The organism is Faecalimonas canis (genome assembly GCF_054601575.1).
Genome location: NZ_BAAHSI010000014.1, coordinates 1 through 12050, shown reverse-complemented (window position 1 = coordinate 12050; position 12050 = coordinate 1). Strand labels below are relative to the sequence as shown.

Here is a 12050-nt window from a genome sequence, read left to right as displayed (position 1 = left end):
ATTTACTTATTTTTCTCATAGATTAAACGAAGCCCTTTTAATAAAAGTTCATCATCAATCAAAATTTCCTTCTCACAATGCGGAACTATTTTCTTTGCCAGACCGCCTGTGGCAATTACAGTTGCCTCCTGTCCCAATTCTCTATTGATGCGTGAAATCATACCGTCAATGCAGGCAGCATTTCCATTGATAATTCCGCTCTTCATACAGTCAATCGTATTTTTTCCAATAATCTTTTTCGGTGCTTCAATACTAATGCGGGAAAGTTGAGAAGTCCCCGATGTAAGAGCATCCAGCGAAATGCGTACTCCCGGCAATATCATACCGCCAATATAATTTTTCTTTTCATCTACAACACAGAATGTCGTTGCCGTACCCATATCAATGATGATAAGAGGAGCAGCGTACTCATTAATTGCCGCCACCGCATTTACAATTCTGTCACTTCCTACCTGAGCAGGATTGTCCATTAAAATATTTAATCCTGTTTTTACCCCAGGCCCTACAATCTTAACTGATTTTCCAAGCACTTTTTCTGCTGAGGCACGAACAATATTTGTTATCGGAGGAACAACAGAAGAAATAATTCCCCCTTCGATTTCCTTCGGATTAATCTGATATAACTCTAAAACATTTTTAAAACTGATAGCATACTCTAATTCTGTTTTCGTATTATTTGTAGATAGACGCTCTACAAAATAAATTTTTTCTTTATCACAACAACCGATTACGATATTTGTATTTCCTATATCTATTGCTAAAATCATGTCCTTCTCCTTAACTTATCACACTTCTTGATTTCAACAGTACCCTTCCGACAAAAGTAACAATCACTCCCGCAACAATCGCCTCCGGCACTCCGTTTATTCCAATAATAGACAAAATAAATCCATATACTGCATTTGATGCCACATCATTTGCCATTGCATAAGCATCTTTAAAGAAAACAAAAATAAGATTCATCACAAGCAATGTATTTGTCAGTGAACCTATAATTCCTGAAACTCCGAGTGAAAAAATCATGGATGATTTCCATTTTTTTGTTATCTTTGTCATAAACTGATATACATAATACGGAATGACTCCAACTAAAATTCTTGGTAAAAAACAGATAATAATGCTTCCAAGTCCTCCGTGAATTTCTCCCAATGAATAAAATGGTGAGAATACAAAAGAAGTTGCCGTAGGGTTCATTGTATTGTTGATAAGACTTGTCAGTCCGAATACAAATCCCAAAATCGCTCCTTTTCTTGCTCCGAGTACTATAGCACCTATAATGACGGGTATGTGAATAATCGTCGCTCTCGTAAATCCGAGCGGGATATATCCTAGAAATGGGGTAAAAGCCATAATGATAATCAGTGCTGCGAAAAGTGCAACCTGAACCATTCCCTTTACCTGTGTGTTTGGCTTACTGCCTGTTTGTGTGTTATTCATTTTTTCTCCTCCTTGTTATTATTCTCTTTACGAGATACAATACAATACCGCGTAATTATAACACGCCGGCTTTCTCATCGCAATATTTGTTTTTTATTTTCCCATGAAAGCGTTGGCGTTCATTTTAAAATTATGCTACAATCGTACATAGAAAAAACTACGGAGGTAAATTATGTTAAAAGGAAAAACCGTTGTTCTCGGCGTAACGGGTGGAATAGCCGCATATAAAATCGCAAACTTAGCGAGTATGCTTGTGAAACTTCACTGTGATGTACAAGTCATTATGACAGAAAACGCAACCAATTTTATTCACCCAATCGCTTTTGAAACACTAACAAAGAATAAATGTCTGATTGATACATTTGACCGCAACTTCCAGCATAAAGTAGAACATGTTTCTATTGCCAAACGTGCTGACGTTGTTCTTATCGCACCTGCCACCGCCAATGTTATCGGCAAAATGGCAAACGGCATAGCGGACGATATGCTCACAACAACCGTTCTCGCCTGCAAATGCAAAAAAATCATTTCTCCTGCAATGAACACAAATATGTACTGTAATCCGATTGTGCAGGACAATCTGAAAAAGTTACAGCACTACGGATTTGAAATTATCGAAGCGGATACCGGTTTTCTTGCCTGCGAGGATATCGGAAAAGGAAAAATGCCCTCCCCTGAAGTATTACTTCAATATATTTTAAAGGAAATCGCATTTGAAAAAGATATGAAAGGCAAACGTGTTCTTATTACTGCCGGACCAACCTGTGAGGCGATTGACCCTGTACGCTATATTACAAATCATTCCACAGGAAAAATGGGCTATGCCCTTGCAAGAAACTGTATGCTGCGAGGAGCGGAAGTTACTTTAGTAACCGGTCCTACAAGTATTGACCCACCGCCGTTCGTTCACATTGTTCCTGTCATATCCGCTAAGGATATGTTTGCCGCAGTATGTAAATACGCCGAAACACAGGATATTATTATTAAATCTGCGGCGGTTGCCGATTACCGCCCAACTACCGTTTCAGAAGAAAAAATGAAAAAATCGGACGGCGAACTTTCCATTTCACTTGAGCGGACAGACGATATTCTGCAATATTTGGGGCAGCATAAAAAAGAAAACCAATTTATATGTGGTTTCTCCATGGAAACAGAAAATATGTTGGAAAACTCCAGACAAAAACTGGAAAAGAAAAATGCAGATATGATTGTTGCCAATAACTTAAAACAGAGCGGAGCTGGATTTGGAACAGACACAAATATTGTCACTCTTATTACTAAAAATGATGAACGTCACCTTGATGTCATGTCAAAAGATGATGTAGCAAATGAAATCGTAAATACTATACTTGAAAAGATTCCATCATATACATAAGAGTAAAAATAAATTCCAATATCCTCAATTTAAACTAAATATATTATTCAAGATTTTTAAAGAGAAGACTATGATTTAACATAATCTTCTCTTTAATTTCTTTTTTCCTATTAATTTATTTCATTCGTCTTTTAAGAATAAAATATATTGCTCCCATAGATATTACCATTGTTGTCATAAATGGAAGGCTTTTCGAATCATCTCCTGTCTTCACGGGTACTTCATTTGGTTTTTGCTGATTCGGATTTCCCGACTGTGAAGTCAAAGGTTTTTCTAGTTTTGGCTCTTCTGGCTTTGGTAACTCTGGTTTTGGCTCTTCTGGCTTTGGTAACTCTGGTTTTGGCTCTTCTGGCTTTGGTAACTCTGGTTTCGGTTTTTCTACTTCTACTTTTTCTGAAATTGCCCTATTAAGTTCTACGGTTGCTTTATCTACTTCTTCTTGAGTTGCCTTTTCATTCTCTAATAAAGCCTCTGCTACATTTAACGCTTTTAAAATTCTTTGATAACTTTCTTCCGTATACTTTTCTTCTTCCAATGACTTCGCCAACTGGATTGCTTTTTGTAGTTCTTTTTTATTTACTTCCTGTGGTTTTTCTTTAGATACTAAAGTAAAAAACATTTCCTTATCAGAAAGTTTTTCCCCATTTACTGATACAATTTTCGCTGAAGCGTTTGTTTCAAATGTCATTTTTTCTGGTTGAGAATTATACTTTTCTTCTAATGGTTTTACCGTAAAAGTTAAATCATAATCATAACTTTGCACCTTATATTCCAAAATTCCTTTTTCATTTGTCAAAAGTTCATATCTGCAATCTGCAAATCCTCCATCAAGTAAAAACTTCATATTTTCCAATACTTTTCCGCTCTCATCTACTACTTTCACACGGAAAGTATGTTCATCACAGATAACTTTGTCTTCCAGTTCAGGTTTCTCTACTTTTTGCTCAATCGCAAGATTCAGTTCTTTTGTTATTTTATCCACTTCCTCCTGTGTTGCCTTTTCATTTTCTAATAAAGTTTCCGCTTCCTTTAACGCTTTTAGAATTCTTTGGTAACTTTCTTCCGTATATTTGTCTTCTTCCAGCGTTCTTGCCAATGCAACTGCTTTCTTTAATTCTTCTTTATTTACTTCTTGTGGTTTTTCTTTCGATATTAAAGTGAAAATCATCTCTTTATTAGAAAGTTTTTCTCCATTTACTGACACAATTTTTGCTGAAGCATTTGTTTCAAAAGTCATTTTTTCCGGTTTAGAAATATAAGTTTCTTCTAATGATTTCACTGAAAAGCCTAAATCAAAATCATAACTTTGTACTTTATATTCCAAAATTCCTTTTTCATTTGTTGCAATTTCATATCTGCAATCTGCAAATCCTCCGTCTAATAAAAATCGCATATTTGACAATGCTTTCCCTTTTTCATCTACTACTTTTGCACGGAAAGTATGTTCATCGCAAATGATTTCTCCCGGCACTTCAGGAGTAGGTTTTTCCTGTAAATTTCCAATTGCTATTTCTAAATTTTTAATCTGAATATTTACCTGCTCCTGTGTCACTTTAGAATCATTTAAAATCTTTTCTGCTTCTGAAATTACTTTCTGTAATTCTTCAAATCCACTTTCATAGTCTTCTTTCTTCAGACTTTTCGCTTCTTTTAATTTTTCCTGTAATGTTGCTTTATCAACTTTTTTCTTTAGATTCTCTCTTGCTTCCTGCGTATTCTTTAACGCTTCCTCAATTTCTTTTTTAGTTGCATTGATATTCTGATTTACTTTTTTTGCGTTTTCTAATGCTTTTTGATATTCTGTCCAGCTTTCTTTTGTGTACTCTTCTTCTTTAAATTGAAATTGTAAATTGATTTCTTCTTGTAATTCTGTTTTGTCAAATACAATTTCTAATCCTTGTTCTGCACGTCTGATTTTTGCAACCGCCTCATTATAATCTTCCTGAACAACGTTTTTCTTATCTAAAATTGTTTTTGCATTTTGAATCGCTTCCTGAAGTACTCTATATGTGTTTGGGGTATAATCTTCCTCTGCATACTTTTCCGCTTTTGCCAAATACTCTTCTAACACTGTACTGTCAGGTTTTATCTCCTGAGAGGGATCCGGTGCTTGTGGCAATTGTTTTACCATTACTTCTTTTTCAAAATCAACATCTACTGTCTTTCCATCTACTTCTTTAAAATATCTCTGTCCGTCTTTGTCCACTCCTATTTTCACTACAATCGATTGCATATCATAACGTTCATGATTACAAACAAGAACTTCCCATTCCTGTCCTTCATGCCATGCTGGAGAAGCATTAATATATACAACACTTGTATACTTGTCAGTCCACTCATTCCACGCTCCTGCGCCTGTTTTCACTTCCCTCACCTGCAACTTAAATGGTCTTGTAAATAAATTCCCTCTGGAATCTTTTACTTTAATTTTCAATGTTGTAAGCATTTTTTGCTTTTTCAGATTTTTTATCGCTTCCTTTAAATCTGTTACTGCTTTTTCTACCTGATTTCTCGTTGCATCTATATTATGATATATGTCTTTCGCTTTATCTAAAGCTTTTTCATAAATAACATAACTTTCTTCCGTATACTTATATCCTTCTTCTACAGATTCCGTATCTTTTATCGCCTGTCCTAATTCCGTTTTATCTACATACTCCTCTTTTGGAATTAAAACAAACTGTAATTCTTCTAATCCTGTCGCTTTTTTCCCATTAATTAAATCTGTAGATTTATTTAGCACTGCATAACTAATTTTCTCTGGCTGTGCCACATATTTTTCTCCCTTTGGCCTAACTATAATCTGGTCATACCAGCCGTCTGTAGATGAATGCATCAATACTAATTTTCCTAGTGAATTTGTTGAAACTACTGATTCATCTGAACTGTATGCCGTTTCTCTCTTTTTACTAAACTCAACATTCGGCAACGGTTTTCCTTTTTTATCTATAACGGATATTTCTACTCTATCAAATACAGGGACTCTGTCACCCCCTTCATCATACTCTGGATAATATACAGGTGGTTTTCCTTCACTTACTAACTGCATATTTTTTCTTGCCGCATCTATTTTTTCCTGTTCAATATAGTCCTTTTGCTCTGCTGTAAGATTCTCATACATATCTAACGCTTTTTTCACAGCATCAAGGTTTTCCTTCGTCATTTTACTGATATTAAATTCATTAAATAGTTTATTTACTTCTATTGCAGAAAACAAATCATCTTTCACGCTATTATCCGGAAGATATGTCTTATCTTTTTCTAAGTGAATAAGATTTGCCAATGGCTTAATATCCTTTATACCTGTATTACCTGAAAGATTTAACTCTTTTAAATGTTTCATTCCTACAATGGTAGATATATCTGTCAACTCATTGTTTGATATATCTAAAAAAGTCACTTCCGTTAAATTTTTCAAATCAGGTAGTGTAGTAATTTTATTATTTGAAAGATTTACATATTCTAATGCTGTGAGTCCTGCTATCTCATCTACATTTTTTATCTTATTAAAGCAAAGATTTAAAGTTCTTAATTTTTTCATCTCTTTAATTGCAGATATATCTGCAATCTCTAAATTCTCAGAAACGTCCAATTCCTGAAGATTTACAAGCGTTTTTAACGGAGTAATATCCGTAAGTCCGTCCTGTTTTAATAAAAGTGTCTGCAACTGTGTCAAATTAGATAATGGCTGTATATTTTTGATTCTTTTTCCTTCAACACCTGCTATGTAACAAATATTAATCATTTTAGCTGATTTTGCATATTGTATTCCTTCTAAGTTTTCAATCCAATATTGTTTTGTCCACCCCGCAAAATCTTCTGGGTGTCTTGTCTGCTCAAAAGAAATATAAGAAACCATCTTGTTTCCTACCATCTCTTCTGTCAATACCACTTTCTCTTTTACTGCATTCATTGCTGAACGTATTGCCCAATGTAATACTGGGTCTTTAACAACATCATTTTCTTCCGGCTGATAAATATCTTCTTCCTCTAGTCCCCCACACATATCTGCCTTAACTGTGATTCTATTTATAAAACATCCTGTCAACATGACACACACAGTTAAAATAGTTGCCACTATTCTTTTTTTTGCTCTCATAAACTTCCTCCTTATCTCATAAACTATAATTTCACTTTGAGTATATTCGTCCGTCCTTTAAAAAGTCAAATTATTTATTTCTATAGTAAAATAGTAGTTTATAGAATTTGTCTATAGTGAACACTTTACTGTAAAATAAAATTTTTCTATTTATTCACTCTCTTCCAAAACAAAAGAAAAGACTATGCTTTTAACATAATCTTCTCTAAAAGGGCTTTTTATTTATCCAATATTTTTTTCAACTCAGCCATAAACGTATTTACATCTTTAAACTCGCGATATACTGAAGCGAACCGCACATAAGCAACGGCATCTAAATCTTTTAGTTTATCCATGACAATCTCTCCGATAACATTGCTGGAAATTTCCTTCTCCTCCCGCCTGAAAATTTCTGTTTCAATGGCGTCAATCGTTTTCTGTATCTCTTCCGCTGACACAGGCCGTTTATAACAGGCACGAAGAACTCCTGCTTCTATTTTCGAACGGTTATATTGTTCTCTATTGTTGTCTTTTTTAATTATAATAAGCGGAATGGTTTCGACCTTTTCATAAGTGGTAAAACGCTTACCACATTCATCACAGGAACGTCTTCTGCGAATGGAAGTCCCGTCTTCTGCCGGTCTTGAATCTATTACTCTTGTATCCGCATGGTTACAATATGGGCATTTCATGTTTTTTCCCTCTTTTCACTTATTTTCTTTAGTATATAAGTTCGTCTGAAACTTGTCAATATTTACAGTTTTTTAGAAATTTTTCTTCCTTTATCTCTACCAAAATAATATCCTTCCCTATTTTCTTAATACACTCCACCGGAATAATATACTCCGTATCACTTCCAAGAAAACCGCATATTCTCCCCGGTCCCGGAATAATAATTGCCTCCACATTACCTGTACATAAATTTACTTCCAAATCCACTACGCAGCCAAGCCGTTTACAATCACATGAATTAATAACTTCTTTTTCCCTCAATTCACAAAGTCGCATATACTACCGTCCTATCTTCCAGATATTATTAGTAGTATATGCGACCTGTTATAAATCTTATGCTGACATTACCTTTTCGCTTTCAAATGCTTTTGCAATTACACCGGTCAGAACAAGTCCTGCGCCTAATGTAATAGCCAATGTAATTCCATACTGTACCATCGTTACTTCCTGTGTTAAAATTCCCTGTAATGTAATGGCACTGTTATAGAATGGAACGAAATAAGCAGACATTGTCGGCTCTTTCGTTGTATACATTGTCAGTAAGCCAACTACAAGGATAATCATGTAGACCGGCATAACAAATGAATTTGCTTCCTTAATTGTTTTCGCAAATACGGATACAAGAGCAATAATTGTCGCATACAGAAATGCCAGTGCAATAATCAATACTGCCAACATAATAATCTGCTGCGTACTCCATTTCATATCCATTCCCTGCATTGCTCCGCCCATCATCTTATCCTGTATAATCGGCATACTTATTACCATTCCCACGACGGAAACAACTGCAGATATTCCCGAAATAACCATAAGTGCAAACACTTTTCCAAATATAATGGAACTTCTCTTAATCGGAGTAACTAAAAGGCTTGCCATTGTTCCTCTCTCTTTTTCTCCGGCAATCATATCTGTTCCGATTGACATTGCTCCTGCGAATAAAAGAAGAGTTAATAAATATGGAAGCATTGTTCCAAGCGCTTTTCCCCCGGCCTTATTGTTATCCTGAATAATTGTTTCCTCCGTACCTGCGTTCACTGTAAAAATAGAAATACGGCTCATATCCCCTACTCTCGCATTCAACAGCGTCTGTCTGTAAGCCTCAAGTGTCTGCACACCTATTTTATTATACGCTGCCTGAGAATATTCCTCCGATGGATTGTGATAAACAGTTACTTCAGGTACTTTATCTCCTATTTTATAGTTCTGAATGCTTTCCTCAAATCCTTCCGGAAATGCAATATATAAATCTGCTTTTCCATCTTTTAATTCCTGTTTAATTTTCTTTTCCGTAGTTTTTTCTGCATCTTCCACTTTCATATCCAATTTTGCACTTTCGCAAAACGCCTCAAACCCTGCGGGTCTGTTCTGCATATATACTTTAGACTGATGCGCCTCAATATCATCCTGCATATTGCTTACAATATTTCCCATTAAATACAACACACCGAGCATTGCGGCAACAGGAAGAATAAATACGGAAAAAACCATTTTCTTGTCTTTAAATACACGAATAATCTCTTTTTTGAAAATCTCTTTAATTCCACTCATTTATGCTTCCCCCTTTTTTGCTTTATATAACTCAAAGAAAGCGTCTTCCAGATCATTGCTGTTTGTTTCCTCTAATAATTCAGCAAGTGTTCCTTCCGCCACTTTCTTTCCGTCTATAATAACTCCTATTCTGTCGCAGAGTTTTTCTGCTTCAGACATAATGTGCGTAGAAACAATAACAAGTTTTCCCTCATCTCTTAACTTTTTCAAGTAATCCGTAACACTTCTCGCTGTCACAATATCCAGCCCATTTGTTGGCTCATCAAAAATAACAATTTCCGGGTCATGTACAAGACTGACCGCAATTGCTGCCTTCTGCTTCATACCCGTTGACAACTCTTTAATTTGTTTATGTGCAAAATCCTTAATACCAAAATAAGTAAATAATTCTTCTTTTCTTTCTTTTAACACATCTTTTGGCACGTTATGTAATCTTCCGAAAAAATCAAACATATAATCCGGCGAAAACTGTGGGTCTAACTTAATATCACTCGTCAGAAAACCGATACTGTTGCGGACTGCTTCCGCCTCTTTCTGCACTTCATGTCCGGCCACATAAATTTCTCCGCTTGTTGCTCTTATAATTGTGGCAATACATCTCAATGTTGTCGTCTTTCCTGCACCGTTTGGTCCCAACAACCCATAAATTTCTCCGTTATTTGCAGTCAAACTTACATTATCAACCGCAACTTTTGTATTCCTTTTTGTCTTTGATTCTTTCATTTGTTTTTTATTTAATTTAAATACTTTGGTAAGGTTTTTAATCTCAATCATCTTTCCCTCCCCTTTCCTTTTGTATTAGTATGGTAATACAATACGCTTTTCTTTTTCATTTGTCAATAGGGAAATTTCATCTATATATAATTGTATTTTTCTTTTTTTCTTACAAAGAAATACCCTGACAAAAATACGCTCATAAACTCTGCCAACGGTACGGAAAGCCAAACTCCATTCACTCCGATTAGTGCAGGAAGTACAAGTATATTTATAACAATTAAAACAAATGTACGAACGAAAGAAATAATTGCTGAAGTCTTCCCATCCGAAAACGCCGTAAACATAGAAGAAGCAAAAATATTAATTCCCGCAAAAATAAAGTTCAATGAAAACAAAAGAAATCCTGTCTTTGCAAGAGTGTATGTTTCCGTTCCAACCGGAGTGAACACTTCCACAATAATCGGCGACATGACAAGTGCAAATACCGTAACAACAACCGAAGAAACAGTGATAAACAGCATACATATTTTGAAAATTCTCTTTAACATCCGATTATTTTCACTGCCGTAGTTGTAACTGATAACAGGCGCTACCCCCATTGAAAATCCCATGTACAGTGCGTTAAATAAAAACTGTCCGTACAGTACAATAGTAATCGCCGCAACTCCAGCCGCTCCTACCAGTTTCAGCATCATAATATTATATAGAAAAGTTACGATTGCACCTGAAAGATTTGTTACCATTTCCGATGAACCGTTAAAAGAACTTTCCACTAAAACAGACCATCTTACTTTCGGTTTCACAAGGTAAAGAGAATGACGCACAAACAGAAAATAAATCAATCCGATAATCGCCGGTATTAACTGCCCAATCCCTGTCGCAAGAGCCGCTCCTTCCACCCCCATGTGAAATACGCCCATAAAGAGATAATCTAAAACCATATTTGCCACTCCGCCGCTTATTGTAAGAATAAGTCCCAAGATTGGCTTTCCCGCAGTTACAAAAAAAGTCTGAAACAACAACTGTAAAATACAGGCAGGCGCTAAATATAAACAGACACTCAAATATCCTACACAGTAATCCATAAGCGCATCTGTTGAACCGAGCATTCGCACAATCGGATCAATAAAAATATTTCCGACTACCATGAAAATAAGTCCGATAATAAATCCCGTGAGAACAATAAAAGAAAAATCTTCTCTAGCCTCCTGCTCTTTCTTCTCACCCATTTTTTTCGCAATAATGGCGCTCCCTCCGGTCGCCAGCATAACGCCCACGGCAATAAGCAGACTAATCGCAGGATAGACAATGTTCGTTGCCGAGAGGGCGTCTGTTCCCACCAATCTTGAAATAAAAATTCCGTCTACGATTGTGTACAGTGACATAAATACCATCATAATCATAGTCGGAAACGCAAAACGCAGTAATGAAAAGAATTTGAATTCTTTCGCAATTGAATTTGACATACGATGTCCCCCTTTTCTTAGATATTTACGCATTATCTTTCATATGATAAACTATAGAGTAGGTCTATAGTCAATAGGAGGTACATATGAATTTAAACAGATATTTAACAACAGGAGAGTTTGCCAAATTAACGGGAGTAACGAAGCATACACTCTTCTATTACGATAAAATCAAACTTTTTTCTCCCGAAATAAAGGCAGAAAACAGTTATCGATTCTATTCTCTTGAACAACTGGAAATATTTGATGTCATTCAGATTTTACGAGAACTGGATACACCTTTAGAAGAAATCAGAACATATATAAATACACGAAGTCCCCAACATCTTTTAGACCTGTTTCAAAAAGAAAGTCGGCTCATTGATAAGCAGATAGATAAACTGTTTCACATAAAAGACTGGATAGAAAAGAAAAGCCAAAATATTCACACACTGCTCAAAACGGATATGAATAAGATTTCCATTGTACATGAACCCGAAAAATATATGATACAATCGGAAGTTACTTTAGATGACGAGCGGGTTTGGGCAGAAAAAATCGGAGAATTATTTAACTACTGCGAGAAAAATGATGTAAAAAGCCTTGATCCTATCGGGTATAGACAGGACACCGAGAATATTCAAAAGGGAATTTTTAATCACTACCGAATTTTTTATGAATTATTTGATGAAATGCCACAAAAAAGAGGCTATCGGTT

The 12050-nt window shown here is 35.5% G+C and carries 10 protein-coding genes; 2 read left to right on the top strand and 8 right to left on the bottom strand.

From position 1 onward, the window contains the following. Window positions 1-2 precede the first annotated feature (2 nt). Together ACYPXO_RS03935 and ACYPXO_RS03930 are read right to left on the bottom strand one after the other, a co-directional pair. Window positions 3-767 carry a type III pantothenate kinase gene (locus ACYPXO_RS03935; RefSeq protein WP_459639378.1) on the bottom strand — a complete coding sequence of 255 codons (765 nt, stop codon included), beginning with the start codon at window positions 765-767 and terminating at the stop codon, window positions 3-5. Window positions 768-777: 10 nt separating this feature from the next. After that, on the bottom strand, window positions 778-1437 hold the full coding sequence (locus tag ACYPXO_RS03930) for an ECF transporter S component (protein ID WP_459639377.1): 660 nt from the start codon (window positions 1435-1437) through the stop codon (window positions 778-780). A 172-nt stretch (window positions 1438-1609) separates the two neighbouring features. On the opposite strand from ACYPXO_RS03930, the gene coaBC reads away from it, so the two are divergent. Continuing rightward, window positions 1610-2812 carry a bifunctional phosphopantothenoylcysteine decarboxylase/phosphopantothenate--cysteine ligase CoaBC gene (gene coaBC / locus ACYPXO_RS03925; protein ID WP_459639376.1) on the top strand — a complete coding sequence of 401 codons (1203 nt, stop codon included), beginning with the start codon at window positions 1610-1612 and terminating at the stop codon, window positions 2810-2812. A 115-nt stretch (window positions 2813-2927) separates the two neighbouring features. On the opposite strand, the gene ACYPXO_RS03920 is transcribed toward coaBC, so the two are convergent. From ACYPXO_RS03920 to ACYPXO_RS03895, 6 genes are all read right to left on the bottom strand, one after another. Next, the gene (locus ACYPXO_RS03920) at window positions 2928-6911 is read right to left on the bottom strand and encodes a leucine-rich repeat domain-containing protein (protein ID WP_459639375.1); all 3984 of its coding nucleotides are present in this window, start codon (window positions 6909-6911) and stop codon (window positions 2928-2930) included. A 218-nt stretch (window positions 6912-7129) separates the two neighbouring features. Continuing rightward, entirely contained in the window at window positions 7130-7582 is a 453-nt protein-coding gene (gene nrdR, locus ACYPXO_RS03915) for a transcriptional regulator NrdR (protein WP_459639374.1), read from the bottom strand. A gap of 55 nt (window positions 7583-7637) precedes the next feature. Next, on the bottom strand, window positions 7638-7898 hold the full coding sequence (locus tag ACYPXO_RS03910) for a PRC-barrel domain-containing protein (protein ID WP_459639373.1): 261 nt from the start codon (window positions 7896-7898) through the stop codon (window positions 7638-7640). Window positions 7899-7955: 57 nt separating this feature from the next. Then, window positions 7956-9170 (bottom strand): ABC transporter permease, encoded by a 1215-nt coding sequence (locus tag ACYPXO_RS03905; RefSeq protein WP_459639372.1) that lies wholly within the window; start codon window positions 9168-9170, stop codon window positions 7956-7958. Further along, a complete protein-coding gene (locus ACYPXO_RS03900; RefSeq protein ID WP_459639371.1) occupies window positions 9171-9944 on the bottom strand; it encodes an ABC transporter ATP-binding protein in 774 nt (257 codons plus the stop codon). An 80-nt stretch (window positions 9945-10024) separates the two neighbouring features. After that, window positions 10025-11353: an MATE family efflux transporter gene (locus ACYPXO_RS03895; protein ID WP_459639370.1), complete on the bottom strand. Its 1329-nt coding sequence runs from the start codon at window positions 11351-11353 to the stop codon at window positions 10025-10027. A gap of 86 nt (window positions 11354-11439) precedes the next feature. On the opposite strand from ACYPXO_RS03895, the gene ACYPXO_RS03890 reads away from it, so the two are divergent. Then, window positions 11440-12050 (top strand): MerR family transcriptional regulator (locus ACYPXO_RS03890; RefSeq protein WP_459639369.1); only part of this gene is annotated, 611 nt, incomplete at its 3' end.

Bases quoted from the DNA above. Each gene is read 5' to 3' on its own strand.
- ACYPXO_RS03900 (WP_459639371.1), bottom strand. From the start codon at position 9,944: ATGATTGAGATTAAAAACCTTACCAAAGTATTTAAATTAAATAAAAAA.
- nrdR (WP_459639374.1), bottom strand. From the start codon at position 7,582: ATGAAATGCCCATATTGTAACCATGCGGATACAAGAGTAATAGATTCA.
- ACYPXO_RS03930 (WP_459639377.1), bottom strand. From the start codon at position 1,437: ATGAATAACACACAAACAGGCAGTAAGCCAAACACACAGGTAAAGGGA.
- ACYPXO_RS03920 (WP_459639375.1), bottom strand. From the start codon at position 6,911: ATGAGAGCAAAAAAAAGAATAGTGGCAACTATTTTAACTGTGTGTGTC.
- ACYPXO_RS03895 (WP_459639370.1), bottom strand. From the start codon at position 11,353: ATGTCAAATTCAATTGCGAAAGAATTCAAATTCTTTTCATTACTGCGT.
- coaBC (WP_459639376.1), top strand. From the start codon at position 1,610: ATGTTAAAAGGAAAAACCGTTGTTCTCGGCGTAACGGGTGGAATAGCC.
- ACYPXO_RS03905 (WP_459639372.1), bottom strand. From the start codon at position 9,170: ATGAGTGGAATTAAAGAGATTTTCAAAAAAGAGATTATTCGTGTATTT.
- ACYPXO_RS03935 (WP_459639378.1), bottom strand. From the start codon at position 767: ATGATTTTAGCAATAGATATAGGAAATACAAATATCGTAATCGGTTGT.
- ACYPXO_RS03910 (WP_459639373.1), bottom strand. From the start codon at position 7,898: ATGCGACTTTGTGAATTGAGGGAAAAAGAAGTTATTAATTCATGTGAT.